15 protein-coding genes are annotated in these 20,727 nt (G+C 48.6%); 5 read left to right on the top strand and 10 right to left on the bottom strand.

What is annotated here, in order from left to right; genetic code table 11:
- Positions 1-44 precede the first annotated feature (44 nt).
- Positions 45-1,331, bottom strand: coding sequence for a spinster family MFS transporter (locus GJR95_RS06780; protein WP_162385152.1), 1,287 nt, complete (start codon positions 1,329-1,331; stop codon positions 45-47).
- A gap of 491 nt (positions 1,332-1,822) precedes the next feature.
- On the opposite strand from GJR95_RS06780, the gene GJR95_RS06775 reads away from it, so the two are divergent.
- Positions 1,823-2,206 carry a hypothetical protein gene (locus GJR95_RS06775; protein ID WP_162385151.1) on the top strand — a complete coding sequence of 128 codons (384 nt, stop codon included), beginning with the start codon at positions 1,823-1,825 and terminating at the stop codon, positions 2,204-2,206.
- Between the two features lie 31 nt (positions 2,207-2,237).
- Here GJR95_RS06775 and GJR95_RS06770 read toward each other — a convergent pair whose 3' ends face one another.
- The 6 genes from GJR95_RS06770 to GJR95_RS06745 all read right to left on the bottom strand — a co-directional run bounded on the left by GJR95_RS06770 (position 2,238) and on the right by GJR95_RS06745 (position 10,511).
- A complete protein-coding gene (locus GJR95_RS06770) occupies positions 2,238-2,873 on the bottom strand; it encodes a response regulator (protein ID WP_162385150.1) in 636 nt (211 codons plus the stop codon).
- A 37-nt stretch (positions 2,874-2,910) separates the two neighbouring features.
- Positions 2,911-4,878 (bottom strand): tetratricopeptide repeat-containing sensor histidine kinase, encoded by a 1,968-nt coding sequence (locus tag GJR95_RS06765; protein WP_162385149.1) that lies wholly within the window; start codon positions 4,876-4,878, stop codon positions 2,911-2,913.
- 169 nt (positions 4,879-5,047) lie between these two features.
- Positions 5,048-7,384 carry a glycoside hydrolase family 65 protein gene (locus GJR95_RS06760; protein WP_162385148.1) on the bottom strand — a complete coding sequence of 779 codons (2,337 nt, stop codon included), beginning with the start codon at positions 7,382-7,384 and terminating at the stop codon, positions 5,048-5,050.
- A gap of 107 nt (positions 7,385-7,491) precedes the next feature.
- Complete coding sequence (locus tag GJR95_RS06755; protein ID WP_162385147.1) at positions 7,492-8,103, bottom strand: nucleotidyltransferase family protein; 612 nt, start codon at positions 8,101-8,103, stop codon at positions 7,492-7,494.
- 104 nt (positions 8,104-8,207) lie between these two features.
- A complete protein-coding gene (truA, locus tag GJR95_RS06750; protein WP_162385146.1) occupies positions 8,208-8,969 on the bottom strand; it encodes a tRNA pseudouridine(38-40) synthase TruA in 762 nt (253 codons plus the stop codon).
- A 336-nt stretch (positions 8,970-9,305) separates the two neighbouring features.
- Entirely contained in the window at positions 9,306-10,511 is a 1,206-nt protein-coding gene (locus tag GJR95_RS06745) for a helix-turn-helix domain-containing protein (RefSeq protein WP_162385145.1), read from the bottom strand.
- 132 nt (positions 10,512-10,643) lie between these two features.
- On the opposite strand from GJR95_RS06745, the gene GJR95_RS06740 reads away from it, so the two are divergent.
- From GJR95_RS06740 to GJR95_RS06730, 3 genes are all read left to right on the top strand, one after another.
- Entirely contained in the window at positions 10,644-12,074 is a 1,431-nt protein-coding gene (locus GJR95_RS06740) for an aldehyde dehydrogenase family protein (protein WP_162385144.1), read from the top strand.
- Positions 12,075-12,248: 174 nt separating this feature from the next.
- A complete protein-coding gene (locus GJR95_RS06735; protein WP_162385143.1) occupies positions 12,249-12,926 on the top strand; it encodes a GH3 domain-containing protein in 678 nt (225 codons plus the stop codon).
- Positions 12,927-13,044: 118 nt separating this feature from the next.
- On the top strand, positions 13,045-15,990 hold the full coding sequence (locus tag GJR95_RS06730) for a TolB-like translocation protein (RefSeq protein WP_162385142.1): 2,946 nt from the start codon (positions 13,045-13,047) through the stop codon (positions 15,988-15,990).
- 8 nt (positions 15,991-15,998) lie between these two features.
- Here the strand turns inward: GJR95_RS06730 and GJR95_RS06725 are convergent, their stop codons facing one another.
- The 3 genes from GJR95_RS06725 to GJR95_RS06715 all read right to left on the bottom strand — a co-directional run bounded on the left by GJR95_RS06725 (position 15,999) and on the right by GJR95_RS06715 (position 20,271).
- Positions 15,999-18,104, bottom strand: coding sequence for a TonB-dependent receptor (locus GJR95_RS06725; RefSeq protein ID WP_162385141.1), 2,106 nt, complete (start codon positions 18,102-18,104; stop codon positions 15,999-16,001).
- A gap of 181 nt (positions 18,105-18,285) precedes the next feature.
- Positions 18,286-19,173: a cation diffusion facilitator family transporter gene (locus GJR95_RS06720; RefSeq protein ID WP_162385140.1), complete on the bottom strand. Its 888-nt coding sequence runs from the start codon at positions 19,171-19,173 to the stop codon at positions 18,286-18,288.
- 219 nt (positions 19,174-19,392) lie between these two features.
- Positions 19,393-20,271 (bottom strand): alpha/beta hydrolase, encoded by an 879-nt coding sequence (locus GJR95_RS06715; RefSeq protein WP_162385139.1) that lies wholly within the window; start codon positions 20,269-20,271, stop codon positions 19,393-19,395.
- Between the two features lie 140 nt (positions 20,272-20,411).
- Here GJR95_RS06715 and GJR95_RS06710 point away from each other — a divergent pair, with 140 nt between their 5' ends.
- A complete protein-coding gene (locus GJR95_RS06710; protein ID WP_162385138.1) occupies positions 20,412-20,672 on the top strand; it encodes a hypothetical protein in 261 nt (86 codons plus the stop codon).
- Positions 20,673-20,727 lie beyond the last annotated feature (55 nt).

Below are 20,727 nucleotides of genomic sequence, written 5' to 3'. Positions count from 1 at the left end.
GACTTGTAGGTCAAGGAAAAGAGTTACCGAAAATCAGTTGAAAGTCAACTCGTCAACCGTCGATCGACCGCTAATTTTTTGGCAGCGACAAAAAAGAGCGCGGTCGATCCAAAACTAATAACGATGATGATCGACATGGCCCATCGCAGTGATTCGGTACCCAGAGAAGGAGCGAGCCCATCGCTGATCATGCCAACCGCCAATGGCCCAAAACCCAGCCCAATGAAATTGAGTACAAAAAACAGAATAGCCGACGTCAGGGAACGCATCGATGCTGGAACAAGGCTATGGGATACTGCAATTGAGGGCCCCAAATAGGTACTGTGAAGCGACGCGGTTAACCCTAAGCAGAATACCGAGTAAACCGTATTCTCCAGAAAAAGGGCTCCTGCTGCACACGGAATAGAGATAACAATCGCAAACGCCGGAATTTTCAGGTACCATCGTTCATCTCTTTTTCCGAAATAATCCGTCAGGTACCCACCTGTGAATGAACCGACTGCTCCGCCGATGCCAAAGATAGGGCCGAGTAAAGCACCTATTTCTGAGTTCGTCATCTTGTGAATCCTGGCCAGGAAAGAGGGCGCCCAGTTAAGCAGACCATAAATACAAAAGACATGCAGACCAGTAGCCATCGCCAGAAATACAAAAGTTTTGGTCGCATACAATCGCTTTAATACCTCGCGTAACGAAGGTGACTCTATGGCCGACGATCCGTTCGTATCGGTCGCTCCACGTCGGGGTTCTTTCACCGATAGATAAAACAGCAATGAAAAAATAACACCCGGTATACCCACTACAAAAAAAGCCGTTCGCCATCCAAGCTGTTGGTTCAGGTAACCACCCAGTAAGAAACCTGTCAATACCCCGAAATAAATGCCAGTTGAGTAAATCGAAAGCGCTGTAGATCGTTTTTCCGGCGGGAAGTAATCGGATATCATGGCATGGGCTGGCGGGCTTCCCCCTGCTTCCCCAACTCCCACGCCAATACGGGCCAACAACAGTTGTACGTAATTTCGCACCAGACCCGAGCTGGCGGTCATTAGGCTCCAGATCCCCAGCGACGCGGCCACAATATTTCTACGATTTGTTTTGTCGGCAAGACGAGCAATGGGAATACCCAGTGTAACATAAAATAGGGCAAACGTAAACCCGGAGAGCATCCCTAGCTGGGTATCCGACAGGTGTAACTCTTTTTTTATCGACTCCTGGAGAATGACAAGGAGCTGCCGGTCAACAAAGTTGAAGACGTAAACCAATGTCAGCATCGCCAGGACATAATTCCGGTACAGGCTACTTACCTCATTACTACTGGTTTCTCTTGTTTGCATATAGGGGCTGAATGAAGGGTAGGCTGGGGTAAAAAAGAACTAAAGACGCCGGAAATACTATGGTGTTCAACAGAACCCACACATTCATTCGATTATGGAACAAATAACATACCTCTTACTTCGGTATGAATGGGAGGTTTTCGTGGACGGTGGTCAGGTAGGAGGGAAGTCCCGAAAAAGCTTTTTGAGGGCCAAGAAACCGTTCACTTAATAAGTTCAGCTTTTGTTTTAAGCGAGGTTTTTACTGAACAATTTCCTCAGCGTCGAACGCTGATAAACCTGCTAACACCCGATACGGATACTGTTAATGGCCGCGAGAAGGAACAGAAACAGTTTCAGCGCCTTGTTCGTTGGGGTTATGCATCGATCTGCCAATACTAGTCTGGCAAGGAATTAATTACCTGCTTAAGTGCCGTAAGCTAATGCTATTTTGATAGCCTGCTCAAAGAATGATAATATTACCTCAGTAAACCCTGTAATGCGTTAGCACCATGGCAACCTTTATCGCTGAAATTGATACTTATTCTGTTTTATTGGCGCACGGAAATAGTCAAAGCCAGTCGCCCTTTAGAAGCCGGTTTATTCACCTTCATTTTAAGGATAATACTGGGAAGCTTGAATTTTACAGCCTGAGTTTTGTGCCAGAAGCAAAGCATGCGTCGACCGGAACAATGGAGAAGCGATCGAGTGGCGTTTTCTATGGAAACACAAATATCCCGATGGACGAATTCTCGCTGTATTATGAAGTACTCTGTCGTGAAAAACAGGTATCGGTTCGACTGGATTTCGATGATGATCCAGACGCGTCTCCGGTGGGAGAGCCGCTACCACTCAAATCGTTTACCTTATTTACGGGCAACGAACCGATTGATTGAACAGAAGATAGTCAGTGAAGTTATTACGTCCTTATTTCCGGCCCAGGTATTTATTGATAGCCTCAACTTTAGAGTGTACCTGGAGCTTTTCGTAGATGTTGAAAATGTGTTTTCGAACGGTAGTCGGGCTGACAAATAGCTCATTGGCTACTTCCTTGTGGCTATGGCCTTTGGCCAGCCGGTCGAGGATTTCACGCTCGCGGGGTGTCAATACATCCAGTTCGTTAGGAGCAGCAGGGCCTGCGTGGAAAGAAACGGCGATTTTACGGGCTATGGTACTGCTCATCGGTGATCCGCCTTCGTAAAGTTCGGTAATGGCTTCGAGTAGTTTGTGCGGTGGACTCCGCTTCAAAATATACGAATTAGCGCCGGCTTTGAGGGCTTCAAAAACGGTTTCATCCTCGTCATACATCGTACACATCATAAACTGTGTACTGGCGCACAGAGCCTTCAAATGACGAACGCAGTCGATTCCATTCATGCCGGGAAGATCAATATCCATCAAGACAACATCAACGCAATGGCTGGGTAAGTAATCGAGAGCCGCTTCGGCCGTCTCAAAAGACGCCTGGCATACAAACCCATCAGCGCCGTCGATCAGAATGGCTAATGATTGGCGAATTGGCTCTTTATCTTCAACAATGGCAACCGTAATGGAGGATTTCATTCGGCAATATTCATCGATTTATTCGTTCAACGCTATACTACAGTTGCATTATTTTCTTCATCGAAACGGTTGGATAGGGATAACTGATTTTTACGCAGGTTCCCGCTGGTGATGACGAAATTTCGCAGGTTCCGCCCGATTCGGCCATGCGGTTCTGCATATTACCCAATCCGTTCCGCAAACTAGTCTTTTCATTCGACACAAACCCGTGTCCATTGTCGCATACTTCGATCAGGAGCTGGCCGGATTGTGGATGGATCATGAGCCTTACCTGTGTAGCCTGTGCATGTTTAACGGCGTTGTTCAGGGCTTCTTTTACCGTCAGGAACACATTCCGACGGTCGGCACCCCTCATCGGAATTTCAAGGGGTGATTCTTCGACATCCGTTTTCAGACTAAGCGAAGTATTGTCGATGAATTCACTGGCGTAGGATCGTGTATAGGCGATCAGGCCGTTCAGACTGTCATTTTTGGTGTTCAGTGACCAGATAATCTCATTCATGGACGTGACCATATCGGATGAGATGCTCGAAATTTTCTCTATTTCGGGGGTAGTGTTTGGTCCCATTCGGGTTTTAACAACTTCGCTCAATAGCCCAATGGCCGTTAAAGATGCCCCCAGATCATCGTGCATTTCTTTGGAAATCCGGAGCCGCTCTTTCTGTTGGCCCTGTAATTCCGACTGTATGGCTACCAGTTCGTGCTCCCGCTGGGCAGCTAATAGCGCATTGTTGGCTGTTCGCTGGCGTTGTTTCGCGTAAAGATAGGCGAAGAACAGACTGCCAATTGCGGCCAAAATGATCAGTCCCGCAATTAATAGCCATAAGTTCTGACGCTGGTGTTGCTGCTCCAGCCGATCAATCTGGTGTTGTTTTCCGGCGATTTTCTGGCGGGCTTCCGCTTGCTTAAGCTGGAGTTCATAACTTGCCAGCAACTCTTTCGTTTCCTGATTGTTGAGCGAATCCTTTGCCCCAACATACTTATCGAGCCACTCGGCGCAGGCTTTGTAGGCATGAAGACCTTCGGTTGTTATGGCATATTCCCGATAAATATTAGCGAGTTCGGCTAAGCCAACCTGATTCTTCTTTGCGATAGCGTATGATTCATCCAGTAGAGGTATAGCCCGCGCAAATTGCTTCATTCGATTGTTCGTTTGCGCCAGCGACATCAGCATGTGCAGCTCATGCCTGGGATTTCCGAGCTGTCGACTCATTCGGAGTCCTTCCCGCTGATAGTATAAAGCCGAATCATAGTTCGCTTCAGCACTGTATTGGTAGCCAAGATTATTGTAGAGATTGATCATGAAATCAAGGTCGTTTTTAGGATCAATCCATTGTCGAGCCATTAAATAATACACCCGCGACTCCCGTAATTTGTCCTGTTTACTGAGAAGATTGGCAATGCTGAAATAATCGGAAGCAATCGAGCGAGGGTCCTGTTTATCCGTACTATCGAATGCCAGCGCTCGCTTATAATGGTCCAGCGCCTGCGGATACATCCGCTGTTGCTCATAGATATACCCTAAATTCTGATTGATAACGGCCACATTTTTTAATTTGCCGATAAGCTGCATGAAATGCGCTGCCTGTCGATAATTTGGAATGGCTTCGGCAAACCGGCCCGAAAACAGGGCGGTATTCGCTAAGGCAAAATAACTCAGGCCAAGGTTCCGCTTGGAGGTATCCTGCCTGGCTTTCTGTAGCGCATTTTGGGCAATTTTTCTGGCTTCGTCGTGCCGACCGAGGTTATTCAGCAGATAGGCCATGAGTCGAACACTCTCAAAATATCCCTTTGTATAGTTTATTTTTTTTGAGAACTCATATGCATTCTGATAATGAGCCAGCGCCGTGGTCGCCTGCTTTGTTTCAATGGCTTCTCCTTTTTTCAGCAAAGTCATCACATAGCTGGTATCGGTAGGATTCGGCAAGGACTGGGCATGGCTGTTGATACTGAAAAATAGCCAGGTAGAAAAAAAAATAACCAGATAAATCAAACGGACCTGCATAGTTTAGTTGACGTTGATTAAAGAGGCTTCAACAAATGTAATTATTTGATGGTGTATTCATAAACAGGTGATTTTATCGGTATTTTTTTGATTGAATTCGACGCGTATAAACAGGGAAACCCGCCAGATGTTGACGGGTTTCCCTGTTTATGCTGACTAGAGGTCTTTCTCAGGACTTTCCTTTCAGACTCACTGTCTGCTGATTTTGGCCCTTGATTGTTAGGGCTTTGCCGTGTAAGTTGAGGGTAACCGGCTGTGCCGAAAAGTTTTTTACTGTTACGTCCGTCTGGGTTGTCGTGATTTGCAGCAACGCGCTCCGAAATCTGATCTTGAACGCCAGCGATTGCCATTGATCAGGGCAATAGGGGTTTAAAACAAGCTGCGAATCGGCCCCTTGTTCCTGCTCTACACGCAGACCGCCGAAGCCTTTCACGACTGCCAGCCAGGTTCCGGCCATGCTCGTAATGTGGCAGCCGTCTTCGGTGTCGTTGTTGTAGTCATCCAGATCGAGCCGGGCTGTGCGGAGGTACATTTCATAGGCTTTCTCCCGCATGCCTAACTTCGAAGCCTGAATGCTATGAACACAGGGCGATAGCGATGATTCATGAACCGTCATGGGTTCGTAGAAGTCAAAATTTCGCTTGAGCGTTTCCGTATCAAATTCATCTTCAAAGAAGTACAGGCCCTGAAGCACATCGGCCTGCTTGATAAAACACGACCGTAAAATCCGATCCCATGACCAGTGCTGATTGATCGGGCGCTGCCCTTTCGGGATGTCAGTAACGGGCATGAGATCTTTATCCAGAAAGCCTTCCTGTTGCAGAAAAACACCTCGTTCATCGTCTTTCGGCAGGTATATTTTCTCGACAATCTGCCGAACGGTAGCCATTTCCTTCTCTTCGCGAAAGTGTATTCGATCGATCAGATCTCCATATTTTTCAGCATCAAGGACTTTTACTTTTTCGATTGCCTCAATGGTGTACCGAAGTGTCCAGGCTGCAATGTAGTTGGTATACCAGTTGTTATTGACGTTGTTTTCGTACTCATTCGGCCCCGTTACCCCAAGCATCACGTACTGCTGTTTGGCCTTTGACCAATGTACGCGCTGGCTCCAGAATCGGCTGATGGCAATCAGTACCTCCAGGCCATACTCAACAAGATACTGCTCGTCGCCCGTATAGCGAACATAGTCGTATATGGCGTAGGCGATGGCTCCGTTGCGATGAATTTCCTCGAACGTAATCTCCCATTCGTTATGGCATTCTTCGCCGTTCATGGTCACCATCGGATACAGGGCAGCTCCGGCCCGAAAACCTAACTTTTGCGCGTTTTCGATGGCTTTCCCCAGTTGCTTGTAACGATAAACCAGCAGGTTCTTGGCTACTTTCTGGTCGGCAGTGGAGAGGTAAAACGGGAGACAATATGCTTCGGTATCCCAGTAGGTTGAGCCACCGTATTTTTCACCCGTAAATCCTTTGGGTCCGATGTTTAGTCGTTCGTCTTCGCCGGTATAGGTCTGGTTGAGCTGAAAAATGTTAAACCGAATGCCTTGCTGAGCGGCAACATCGCCGTCAATGACGATGTCGTTCATTTTCCACTTATCGGCCCAGGCCTGCATCTGCTCGAACAGCATCTTGTCGAATCCTTTCCGCGTAATTCGTTGCATGCTCTGACGGGCTTCCAGTAGAATCGTATCCGGATCGTAGTTGAGTGACGACAGATTGACGGCGTATTTATAAATGACCGTTTCCTGGCCCTGCTGACAGTCGAGCGTCATGCGATTGGCTACGTACTTTTCGTACTTGATCGGCTGCGATTGATAATCGATTTTAACACCGTCCTGCTCAATCTCGATGGACATACCCGTGGCAACGTGAAAGCCGGTTTTACGGGTCCGAAGTTCAATGTAAGCCTCTCCGTAGCCAGTTTCCTTCCGCACTTCGTCCCAGAACGTTTCGTCGTAATTGGCATCGCGATTGCGAATCGCCCCATCGATATAAGGTGTAATGGTAATCTTGGCGTCGAAATTGAGTGGCTTGATCGCGTAGCGGATAACCCCGGCTTCGTCGTCAACAATCGAGCAAAACCGCTTGCTATTGACCTGAAGTTCTTTGCCACTTTTAAGAATCGCCACAAACGAGCGTTCCAGATACCCTTCCTGCATGTCGAGCACCCGCCGGAAATCACGAACTTCGCAGTGGTTGAGGTCGAGTGATTCATACTCAATATCGATGTCGATACCAATCCAGTTGGCTGCATTCAATACTTTGGCGAAGTATTCGGGGTACCCATTCTTCCACCAGCCGACGCGGGTTTTGTCAGGATAATAGACACCGGCAACGTAATTGCCCTGCAATGTTTTGCCGGTAAATTTCTCTTCAAAATTACCCCGCTGCCCAAGCCTGCCATTGCCCAGGGACATTACACTTTCAGTAATCTCGTTGTAGTCACGGTGAAACCCCTCTTCAATAATGCACCAGGGGTCCTGTGTAATGTAATTTTTCATTCAGTTAGGGTATAAAGTCGCCTGAAGGGTTGGGACAGATCGGTGAAACCTGTTTAGGTAAAAATAGATCAATTCGCTGGAAGCAAAAATAGACATTTCCTTCATCTTCACGACGGAGTGGCACCAGTCTGCGCCAGCGCAAACAGTTCTACATCGCGTTTGGAATCCAGATCAATGGCCCCAGCTTCGAACGGAACTTCAGCACAATCCTGCCGGTGTTTAATAATAACCCATTTTGCGCCTTTGTCGCCTTCCAGTTGCAGCATTTGCTCAATATATTTTCGATCGAAGAGGGCCGGAACACCCAACTGATCATCGTAACGACAGGCCACAATGCCCTTATTTTCACTGACGTAGGTTTCAAGCATAAACTGTAGCAACCCGACCGATACGAGCGGTTGGTCAGTGAGAAGAATCAGGACGGCATCGATATCTTTATTGGTTATATAAAGTGCCGCAAGACCCATTTTGAGCGATGAGGCCATTCCTGTTTGCCAGGCTTCATTGTCTACAAGGGTAATGGGAAGACTGGCCAACTCGGGCGCGATTCGCTCGCGGTTGGCCCCCAGCACCACAATAACCGGACCCGTTTGGAGCGCCAGGGCTGTATCGGTAATCCGACGAATGAGCGACTGCCCTTTGTAGGTTAATAATTGCTTCGGTTCGCCACCCATGCGTGTTGAAGCACCAGCCGCTAATATGATCGTTCCAATTTTCAATGCAAGAACTTGTTTTTGATGAAAGACGAATGTAGGAAAAAGAAATGAGTAGTCAGGATCGTGGAGAGAGAATAAGCCGTTAGGAATGGCACCAATTCACACGATCAGCTACCCTTGCCTTTTTGGGCAAACACCTCTGCTGGATATCCCACTTCAACCAGCGATAGCCCATCGGCGGGGGCGGCTCGCCCAGCCTTTTTGCGATCTCTGGCAAGAATAATGCGGTCAAATTCATCGATGCTAAGCCGACCCTGACCAACATCCAGCAGTGTACCAACAACTGCCCGAACCATGCCCCGCAGAAAACGGTCGGCCTTGATATGAAACGTTAGATTTCCCGCCGGGTCTGTAACCCAATAGGCAAAGTCAATTCGACAATTGAACGTTTTAACGTCGGTTTTTACTTTACTAAAGCTTTCAAAATCAGTGTGATGGAGCAGTTGGTTTGCAGCTTCGTTCATCCGCTCGATGTCGAGCGGTAGCGTAAAAACATAGGCTAAGCCATCCCGAAAAGGATCTTTCCGGCGAATAATTTGATATTGATAATACCGAAACGTAGCTGTATAGCGAGCGTGATCATCGGACCGAACCGGAAAGCAGTCGTAAACGGCAATGTCGTTGGGAATCAGGCTATTTATTGATCGAAGTAGATTTCCAGGAAGTGGTTGATCAGTTTCAAAATGAGCAAATTGTTGTCCGGCATGAACGCCCGTGTCGGTGCGGCCACTTCCCACAATAGCAACTGGGAGCCTGAATAGTATGGTCAGTGCATTTTCGACCACCTCCTGCACACTGAGGCCATTTGGTTGCCGTTGCCAGCCATGATAGTTGGTACCTCGATAAGCTAATTCAAGAAAATAACGCATATAAGAGTTCAAAGCCTTGACACGGTTCGTGTAGGAGGTGGCCTAACCATGGCACGACTCTGAGTGAAAGTCATAAGGTTACAAAAATACGAACCTATTCCTGGCAAAGGAAGAGGGCTCTAGTCTAAAGCCTGTTAAGCCTCAAACCAAAGCCCTCACTAAAAAGAGGAAAGAACGAAAGTAAAGTCACCGTTCAACCGTGAGCTAACGCCAACAGGAATAGCACTTTACTGAGCCTCATTGAACTCATTATCATTTAACTCTTTCAGGCTGTTTACGTTTGCCAAATCAGCTAAAATATTGCTCATCTGAGGCAATGGCCTACTAACTGGTTGACTATAAGCGATCAACTTCAAACCGCAATTCATCGACCAATTGTTTCAACCGGTCGGTGCTGGGAGCCGGTGGCGGTATGTGCTGGCTGACGAAGGCCCGTATTTCCCAAACCTCCATCACTTCTTTCAGAGCCACTTCGCGGTTGGGTATCTCGGCTTTATCGGCAGTAAGCAGCAGACTACCTTTAATTTTTACCTGATTGTAGACGCGTCGACAAACAATTCCTGATCCTTCAGGACGCTGATGGTGAATGAGGAGGACGTACATTTTTCCATCGGCAATCTCGAACCAGCTACGAACGAACTGACCAATCAGCAATGCCCCCGGAAACACAAAATCGTCGCCAGCTTCAAAAGCACGGTAGTGACCGTCGGGTAACGTAGGTAAGTGCATGGCGGGCAAGCGGTGCAGAAATTCGAATTGCTGATACCGCTGGCTATAGTCACCGAACTGCGATTGCATCACAATCGAAATGGTCGGAGCCATAACCTGGGCAGCCCCTGTTGAGCGAGCCGAAGCCGAATCGCCGTACCGCCCTGATCCTTCATAGACATTGTTGAACGTCAGTTGCTCCGGTTGGCGGGGCGGGGGAGGAGTTACAGGCTGGTTATCCGGCTGACCAAACAACCGATCCATGGGCGAAGGCGCTGGTGTATCCTGAGTGGTCTGAAAAGTGACCGGTTGCGTCCGTTCATGAATGGGCCTTTCCTGCGTTGGTCGAACAGGAGCGGTAATGACCGGCGGAGTCGGAACAGGGCGAGGTTCTTCCGATGGCCGGTAGTATTTATTCAGAACCGTTGAGAGCGGTTGCGGTTCGGGTGTTTTGCTGGCCGGTTGAGAAAAAATATCAGGAAAGTCAGGGTGCTGGAATGGATCGTCATCACCTGCGTCGAGGTGACCGTCGGAGCGAATATGTGGACTGTCGCTTCGGTTCGGGCGAGCGTCGACTGTTTTGTTTGACTGTCCGAGAGGAATGCTAAGACTCGGCGTTTCGCGGATTTTACGCAGATCCTGCCGGGTAAGTAATTCAACTGTTGTATTGAAGGCTTTGGCGATTGCCTGAATATTCTGCTGGTTCGGGTTGGCACGTCCTTCTTCGTACGCACCTAATAACGAACGTTTTATGTTGATTTTTCTGGAAAACTGCTCCTGCGTTAGTCCGTTGAGTTTACGCAGGTAGCGGATGTTGTCACTGACGAGCGTCATCCGGTCGGGTTTGCTAAAGTTTTAGCTAAGATAGACGATTCACGATATAAATGCCAATATCAGCCTTTCTGGTCAATTATTTGTACTTTTAAAGTATTCTTTTGGCTCAATTAAATTCGCCTGGTATTAGACATGAACACCCTACTTTCTGAAACCGACCTTAGCAACGAATTGAAGGCGGTTTTTGATGCTCAACGCCAATACGCCCCCCAGATGGCGCTTACGACTGTCGACCAGCGTATTGAACGAATCCGGCGCATACAGACGTGGGTAAAGGATCATGAAGCCGATATTCAGCGGGTTATGTATGAGGACTTTCGTAAGCCCGCTGCCGAAGTAATGATTGGCGAATTATTAGCACTTCAGGCAGAGATTAAACATACAATCCGGCACCTGGCCCACTGGATGAAACCACAACGGCTACCAACGCCCTTAAGCCTGGTTGGTACGAAGAGTTCGCTACACCATGAACCCAAAGGTAATGTGCTGATTATGGCACCGTGGAACTACCCGTTTGTGTTGTCTATCCGGCCGCTGGTATCAGCCATTGCCGCCGGAAATGTGGTCATTTTGAAGCCTTCAGAATTAACACCTCATACGGCTGGGCTGATCAAACAAATGATCACGGACCTGTTTCCGGTAAAAGAGGTAGCTGTTTTTGAAGGTAACGAAACGATAGCCCAGGCCTTATTGCAACTCCCCTTCAACCATATTTTTTTTACAGGAAGCCCTGCTGTTGGACGCATTGTGATGACCGCTGCTGCAAAGCATCTGGCATCGGTCACGCTCGAACTTGGTGGCAAATCGCCCGCTATTGTCGATGAGTCGGCCACAATCAAACAGGCGGCCGGGCAGTTGGCGTGGGGCAAGTGCCTGAACAATGGTCAAACCTGCATTGCACCTGATTATTTGCTGGTGCACGATTCCATTAAGGAGCCTTTTATGCAGGCTTTTCGGGATGCCCTGGCGAGTATGTATAGTCCTGATGGCAAACCGGTTGAACAGTCGGACAGTTACGCCCGAATTGTGAACAGCCGGCATTTTCAACGTCTCCGTGCGTTGCTTGACGATGCTGTAGAAAAAGGGGCGACCGTAACGGTGGGTGGCAAAATGAACGCCGATCAGCATTTCATTGAACCTACCGTACTGGAGAACGTAACGGACGATATGCGGGTAATGCAGGATGAGATTTTTGGCCCAATACTGCCCGTTCTTTCGTATTCAACGCTCGACCAGGCCCTCCAGATCATTAACCAACGAGAAAAGCCGCTGGCGCTCTACATACATAGCCATAATCGGAAGAATACACAGTACATTCTGGATCGGACGTCAGCAGGAGATACGGTCATAAACGATACACTTCTTCAGTTTGGTAATGTTGAACTCCCCTTTGGTGGAGTCAACAACAGCGGTTTGGGTAAATCAAATGGATTTTTTAGTTTTCAGGAGTTTTCGAATCAAAGAGGGGTAATGCAACGGGATTTTGGCACGATGAAATTTCTATATCCGCCATACACGGATAAGGTGAAAAAGCTGATAAGTCTGGTTGTGAAGTATTTGTGAATATGATTTAGAACCTGATTTAATATATATTTATATATATAGTGGTTTAAAGTATATATCTTATTTTATAATATTAGTTTATATATTTGGCTGATGGTTTTAACTGGATCATCAATTTACAATGGTTTCTTAAGCCATCATTTATCCAGAAAACCGGCCCACAAAATACCCACTATGAAAAAAACATACTTATCTTTTATCGTCATTGTATTGACAATGAGTAACTTAATTGCTCAGAAAGTCGTACAGCCGAAAAACGTACGTTGGGGGATTGGCGTTTTTGGCGGTATAAACCGTTCCAGACCTGAATTGAGGAACAGCAATTTTCAGTCTTTCCCAGATCATTATGGTCTCCTGTTGGGCCTGGAACTAAACCTCCGACTAAATAAACGGTCATCTTTCCACTTACAACCGTCCTATACAAGTATTGATAAGCTAAATGCAAATAGAAAATATTGGGACATTCCCAGCCTTGGTGTATCCACGATCAAAATACCACTATTGTACCGCTATCGGATTCTGGATACTAAAATATCCCCTTTTCTGGAACTAGGAACAGGCTATAATCAAGCCATAAATGGGTATTATCGTATTCATACATACCCCATGTGTGATCTCGTCCCTTGTCAAGTTGATCCTAATTTTGAGTTCAATTACGATTTGTCAACGAAATCAGCGGTGAGTGCTATTGGTGGTATTGGAGCCAATGTAACAGTTGGGAAAATCAGCATTCCGATTACGGTGCGGTATGAGCATTATGTAAACGACCTCCTATTTTCGGCCCGTTTTTTTGGCTCTGGCCCTCAGTTACAATTTGAAAATATTGCGCTCCTGACAGGTATAAATTTTTAAACTAATAATCGCTAAAGAACAAACGACTTCCGTTAGTGAATTGGAAGTACAGACAGGAATAGGTTTCATGTCAAAACGCGGACATTTTTTCGTTAAAACTCCGTATCATTGATACGGCATGTTACGAAGATACTTTCTCACGACCCAACTCCTGCTTGCGGCCCTCACGGCTACAGCCCAAAGCCTTCCTATTCTCGATCAGAATCCAACCAGTCTGCACTGGTATCGTCTGACAACGCCCCACTTCCGGGTGCTTTATCCAACCGGACTTGATTCTACAGCCCAACGGACGGCCCAACGGCTCGAAAGCCTTTATGAGCCAATCAGCGCATCGCTCGAAAAGAAACCCCGGCGGATTTCATTGCTTCTACAAAATCAAACGACCAACAGCAACGGTTTTGTGACCTTGTTTCCACGCCGGTCGGAGTTTTTTGCGGTGCCGCCCCAGGACCCTGGCCTGCTGGGCACATTTAACTGGCTGGATCTGCTGGCTGTGCATGAATACCGGCATGTTGTGCAGAATGACAAAGCATTACAGGGGTATGGTCGTTTCTTTTATACCCTGTTTGGGAATACAGGCCTTTTTCTGCCACTTCTGACAGTGCCCGACTGGTTTGCCGAGGGCGATGCTGTCAGTACAGAAACGCTGTTTAGTACGAGTGGCCGAGGGCGAATTCCGAATTTCGATCTGGGAATGCGTGCAAATTTACTGGCCGGAAAACGCTTCGATTACCCAAAGGCGGCAACGGGCTCCTATCGGGATAATGTGCCTAATCATTACGTACTGGGCTATTTTATGACGACGTACCTCAAGCGTACGTATGGCCCCGATGCGTGGAGTCGTGTACTGAATCGAAATTACCACCGGATTCCGTGGCCGTTTGCATTCTCGGCCAGTATCAGGGATGAAACGGGTTTGCGGACGGAAGATTTGTACCTGAAAACGATGGATGACCTGACCGAAACCTGGCAGAAACAGCAGGATCGATTGACCATTACACCCGCGACCCTGTTTGCCGTCAAGGCCGAAAAGCAGGAATCCTCCCAGCCCGTTTTTACGAACTACCAGTATCCGCAATTTCTGACTGACTCCACGATTCTCTGCGTAAAAAGCGGCCTGGGCGATACACCCCGGTTAGTAATTCTGGATAAAAATGGAGTCGAGAAAACGGTTTTTGTACAAGGTTTTCCGAACGATCCAGCTATGCTGTCGGCAACAGCAACCAAAGCGTGCTGGATCGAATTTGGTTATGACCCGCGCTGGGGCCAGCGTATTTACTCGAACATTCGGCTACTCGACCTGACGACTGGTAAGCTTACGCGATTGACCCACCGAACCCGATACATGGCGGTCGCCCTCTCGCCCGACCATTCAAAACTAGTGGTTGTTGAAAGCAACGAGCACTATAAAACCCGTCTGCTTGTGCTTGATGCTAAGACCGGTAAAGTTGTGAAAGCACTGCCCAATCCTGAAAATGAATTTTATCTGCATCCACGGTGGCAGACCGATAATCGTACTTTAGTTGCAGTCTCGCTCAAGAATGGCGAAAAAACGATTCAGACGATCGACACTCAGACCAATGCACGAACCGATCTGTTGCCACGAGTAAACGAAAATCTAAGCAATCCGCAGCCCTGGGGCGAATATGTGTTTTATAATTCCCCCCGTTCCGGAATCGATAACGTTTATGCCGTGAAGGTGCAGTCGAAGCAGGTGTTTCAGGTTACCTCCCGACCATTAGCGGCCTATCATGCAGCTGTGTCACCATCAGGAACAAGGCTGGCTTTTGAGGATTTCGCATCAACCGGCTATCGAATTGCGGGTATGTCGCTGAATCCGGACAACTGGAAAGCGGTTTCGGAAAACCCGACCGCTCCCGGCCAGACGCAGCCGGTTCGTTTTTTTGGCTCACTGGCCGGATTGGAACCCGGTGCAGCGCAGGCCCGACGGATTCTGGCCGATTCAATACCGGCAGCTACATCGTATCAGTCCACCCGTTTTCGGCGGCTTGCCAATGCGATCAATGTCTATAGCTGGGGACCAACGCTCAGTAGTTCGGGACAGGCTTTGTCGGTCGGATTAAGTTCGCAGGACCTGCTGGGCACCACCCAGGTAGGAGTGGGATATACCTACAATCAATCGGAGCAGGTCGGTAATTTTTATGCGAACATCAGCTATCAGGGACTTTACCCGATTATAGATCTGAGTTTTCAGCACGGTAACCGCAACACGGCGCTGTATATCGATCGGGTAGCACCTGCCGACAGCTTGCGGTCGGACCAGTGGCAGTACAACCAGCTTACGGCAGGATTCCGGCTGCCCCTGCAACTGACTAATTCGAAATACATTCAGGGCCTGAATCTCTCGGCCTATTACAATTACCTTCAGGTATCAGGTTATGATCTGCCCTTTCGGTACATAACCGATGTCGGTTCGGCGGGATCGCTCAATGCGCTGACGTACGGCATTAGCTTTTCGAGACTGCTACGACAAAGCAAACGAGACGTTGCCCCCCGCTGGGGACAATCCATTTCGGCCAACTGGCGGACAACGCCCTTTGGTGGCCGGTTGACTGGCGATCAGTGGGGTGTTCTGGGCAATTTGTATCTTCCCGGATTCGGGAAACACCATTCCCTGCGGCTACGGGCTGGTTATCAGCAACAGTCGCAGGGAACGTACCGCTTCAGCGCACTCGTATTTTACCCACGCGGGCAATCGTACGTGAGTGACGACAGGATAACTGCCGGAAGTGTCGAATATCGTCTTCCAATTGCCGATACACACTGGTCTTTAGGGCGGTGGCTCTTCGTACAGCGAATCAAAGCCGGTGCATTTTTTGATGCAGCGGAAGGACAGAGCCTGGAAGAAGTACGCGATGGTAATGGTCGTTTGCGGGGCTATGAAACAGTACGCCATGCCTACCGCACAACGGGTATCGACGTATCGTTTGTCTTCAATGCGCTACGTTTACGAACACCTTTCGAAGCTGGTTTTCGCACGATTTATAACACGACTACACAGCAATGGATCATTCAGCCTTTAGTCATTGATATTGGTTTTTAGTTGTTGATTTACCACCGTAGGCTTATCCGAACACCCCCGATGCCGTTTCGGGCCGGAGCAGCGTTGTAGAAGCGATTGCCGATCGCATTCAGGTCATAACCCAGTGAGTACGTCTGGTTTAGCAAATTATCGCCACTGGCATATACATCCAGGGTCCAGTGCTGGCCCAGCGGCCGTCGGAAACCAACGGTTGCCTGTAACAGTCTGGTTGGATCAGACATGACTGTGTTAGCGTCGACCAGTGGGAACTGGTCCAGAAACTGGAACGTGGCGTGTGCATAAATTCCCATTTTTGTTTCGGCATCCAGACCGGTTACCAAAGTCGTAGGCGCTACACCCGGCACCCGGTTGTTTGATAAATCGGTTGTACCCTGCTGATAATCCCGGAATCGGTAATTGGTCAGGGTCATACTGTGCCAGATTCTGAGGAGAGAGAAAAGGGACGTAGAAGAAGGCTGAATGAAATCGTAGGAAAGCTGCGCTTCGAGTCCACGCTGATCGGTACGGCCCGCATTAACGAAGAATTCCGCTCCGGTCGCATCCGATCGCCGGACGATCGTCTGACGTAGGTAGAACTGGTAAACCGCTATATCGAACCGTAATCGGCTATTAAGTGCCGAACCGCGCAATCCTGCTTCGTAATTCGTGCCGAGTTCGGCATTTAACGTTGCATTGAAGCCTCCCGCAGAAGGGCGAACTTCCTGACTCGATGGTGCCGAGTAGCCCGTACTGATGCTGACAAAGGCCGCGAGGTTTTGGCCAAACGTGCGAAGTAAAGCCACACGGGGCAACCATACGGGCGTGAAATTGCGCGTTAAGGTTGTTGCGGGTAAAGCACCCGCCGACCGGACAGGGAAACGGGTGAAATCATAGCGGACATCATTACGGCTCAGCCCGGCCGTTAATCGGAAGCGGGCGGGCAGTTCGGTTTCGGCCTGTGCGAAAATTGTTGTCTGACGAGCCGTTAGCTCCTCATCGGTTTGAATCGTATCGGCTATACCCCCCCGATTGCCGAAGTTACGATCGACGGTAAAGGTGCGCAGAAGTTCACCACCAACCGTAAACGTGGTTGGCAACGGGCCAGTGGGTAGTCGGAATTGCGTAATCGTTCGGCCGCCCATACCCTGATCGGTGCGCTTTTCGAAGTTGGTAATGAATGGGTTAGCGAAGTCGGTATTGGAACCGTAAATCACGGTTGTGTTCTGAATCCGGTCATTCCACTTGTATTCATGCGAAAGCCCCAGGTAGCCTATTTTCTGATAAATACTCGCATGTTGGGCCGCACTACTGGGCAGGGTCGGCGTGGCCGGACGCGAAGCCCGAGGGTTGGCCGCGTATTGCGCCTGATTGAGGCCACCTGGTGTTTGATAATAGAGATCAGAGTAGAGTCCCAGCACCGATATGGTTCGCTTTGGGCTAACACTAAATGACCCAATCAGGCTCAGATTGTCACGAACCATCGCACTTTGATCGCGGTAACCATCCGATTGCAGGTGGTTGTAATTGAGGGCAATTGCCGAATTGTTCTTGCCTGTTTGTACCGCAATGCCGTTGCCATATAAACCATAACTGCCACCCAGTGCCGATAATTCTACATTCGTTTTACCCGCCGGAACAGCCAGTCCACTGAACAGAATAGTTCCCCCAGTGCCTGCCCCGTACAAACTTCCCGACGGCCCTTTGATGACTTCAATTCGACCCAGTGCCCGAACGTCTAAGGCATTGAGGGGCGTGTTGCCGCCAGCGTCGGTAAGTGGTAATTCGTTCCAGTATGTTTTAACATTTCGTACGCCAAATGGCGACCGGATTGCACTCCCCCGAATCGCCAGCCGGTAGCTACCCGGTGAGCGCTCATCGGCTCGAACGCCCGGCAAAGTATTCATGGCCGGAACGAGCGTAGGCGTTCCAAATCGCTGATTTAAATCCCGACGTGTCAACAACCCAATGGAAGCCGGTGTTTCAAGAAGTCGGCGATTGGTGGCATATCCCCGAACAACCACCTCATTCAGTTGAAGTGTGTCGTCTAGGGAACTAGAGGTAGGAGCTTGTGCAAACAGTAATGCAGGTGCACTTAGGCCGCAAAAAAAGGCAACCGAAAAGTATCGATGTCGCATAGGGGAGTACTAGGAAAGAGAATCGGGCAGACAGCTACTGGTGAGAAGCGATCTGCCTGCAAATGTAAATGGAGTTTTTGGTATACGGTATTCCATTGCGGTCTATGGATAGCCAATTTGACTGAAAGTTGCTTTAAAATCAGCCATCCAATACCGTACCCGTACACCGACTGGCGATGCATTAGTCAGGTTCGATATGCACCAGTACGTCGTAAACTGCAGGTTTGGCTTCCATGATAGCCGCCTTAACGGCATGGGCTATGGCATGACCCTGACTCACGGTAAGACTCCCCGGTACGGTTACGTGTAAATCGATGAAATACTCAAAACCAGTTTTACGAACCCTGAATTTGTCAATTCCTTTTACCTCAGCAACCGTCATGGCAATGGCCTTTAATTCCTGCTGCCAGTCACCAGCCGGTGTCTCGTCCATAATTTCGCCGAATGAAGGACGGAAGATATGGTAGGCATTAACGATTATGAATCCAGAAGCCAGCAGGGCAGCCCAGTCATCGGCGCTTTCGTAGCCGGGTCCACCAATCAGCGCAATACTGATACCAACAAAGGCCGTCAATGACGTAATCGCATCACTACGATGGTGCCAGGCGTCAGCTTTCACCGCACTACTTTCTACCTCATCGCCTACTTTGGCAATACGCCGAAACAGCACTTCTTTAACAACGACAACGACCGCCAAAACCACAAGCGTAAACGGAGCCGGTATTTCGTGCGGCACCTGAATATGCTGGATACTTTGAACGGCGATCAATATAGCTGCTCCTACCAGCGCGATCGAAACCATAATCGCTGCCAGTGGCTCTGCTTTTCCATGACCAAATGGATGGTTTGTGTCGGGCGCTTTTGAGGCTGTGCGCAAGCCTACCCAGACAAGTATGGAGGTTAAAATATCAGTAGCAGATTCCATGGCATCGGCGATCAGCGCATAGGAATGTCCGAACCAACCGGTAATTCCTTTCACCAGCACCAGGCCAATATTGACGAAAATGCCTACCAACGTAGTCTGCTCTCCCCGTTTGGCCTTATGAGGTTCCACGGTCGATGAAGTCATGATATGTGGTTTGTTTAATAAATACCTACGTGTATACAACAAGGGCAGCAATAGAAAGATTGTTTTTCTTCGCCTATTAACTGCTTAAACGGTCTGACAAAAACGCCGAATTAGATTGGTAAGCAACCAAGTGTGTTGCTGATATAGTCACGAAAGTCAGCCAGTAAATCTTTGGTATGGCAAAGGGCAATTGATGGCTCTACCCAAAATCGGCGGCAGTTAGGGGACGGCTACTGCATTCGTTTTCAGGATTTTGCTGAAAAATAACAATTGATACGGCAGTGCATTCTCCCAATAATCCCACGTATGGGCGCCGGGCCGCTCGGTGTACTCGTGCGGGGTTTTGTTATCGACTAATCGACGATGCAGATCGCGGTTTGTGTCAATCAGAAAATCATCAACCCCAATGTCGAAAATTAACGGTAGGTTGTTAGTCTTCAGCTGATCGGCCAGCGTTACCATCGTATAGCCTGGATAGGGAGCGTCACCGTCCTTTGGTGGCCCTAACAGCTTCGCGAAGTTGTCGGCACGAGATTTGGCAAAATCGGCGGGTACTTTCCAGGTAGCGGTGTTAATATTCATCACTCCGCTCATGCTTCCGGCCGCTGCATATAGCTCAGGATGACGACACGAGATAAACATGGCTCCGTGTCCGCCCATTGATAATCCAGCGATCAGGCGCCCTTTCCGATCGCGGACAGTACGATACGTGTTATCAATTTTATCGATTAGCTCTTTCGAAATAAAAGTTTCGAACTGACTGGTTTTGACCAATGGGCTATCGAAGTAGTAGCTGGTTGGATCACCATCGGGTGTGACAATGATCAGATTGTACTGATCGGCCATGCGTTGTAGCAGGGTATTGTCGGGTGTTTTGGTTAGCCAGTCGCGGAAACTTCCAGTGCCGCCATGCAGCAGATAGAGAACCGGGAACGGCTGCTTAGCTTTTCGATATCGATCTGGCAGCACGACTGCGGCCCGTAGCGTTCGACCCATGCTCGCACTCGGCACCTCGAGGGTATCGACTTTAGCACAAAAGCCAGCAAAAGATTGTACTAACAGGCTGAAGAAAAGGAGCCAATGGGTGAGCCGCGTCATAGAGCAGGAATAATAAAGGGTTGGGTTTGGGGTAATTGTATGCTGGCTAAGCCGAAGCCGTACTGACCCAATTACCAGGCTCAAAAGTACATAGCGGTGCTTTGTTGCCAAGCACGTCAAATGATTTTTTGATAATTCCCATGAAGAGCTGCAATCAGTTTAGCGTATATACCGATAAGTGCGTAAAAGAATTGTTGATTGGTAATTTAGTCAGTAAAGCAGTCGATGTGGTGATGTGGTGTCGGTTTGAAGAAACCGACACGGCGAACCAACCTATCAAAGGTCAGGTTGAAGAACCTGACCCCACGTCAATAAATCTGACCTCACGCCAATATCCGCTAAACTGGGTCAAACCAGGTAGCCACCTCATCAACTGGATGGATTTAATCACCCATCAGTAAGTATGCCTTTCTGCCATAAGGAACGCCTAAAATGCCGTTCAATTTGGAGAAGCTA

It is taken from the genome of Spirosoma endbachense (assembly GCF_010233585.1).
In the GTDB taxonomy this organism is placed as follows: Bacteria; Bacteroidota; Bacteroidia; order Cytophagales; family Spirosomataceae; genus Spirosoma; species Spirosoma endbachense.
This window is presented reverse-complemented; position numbering and strand designations above follow the sequence as displayed.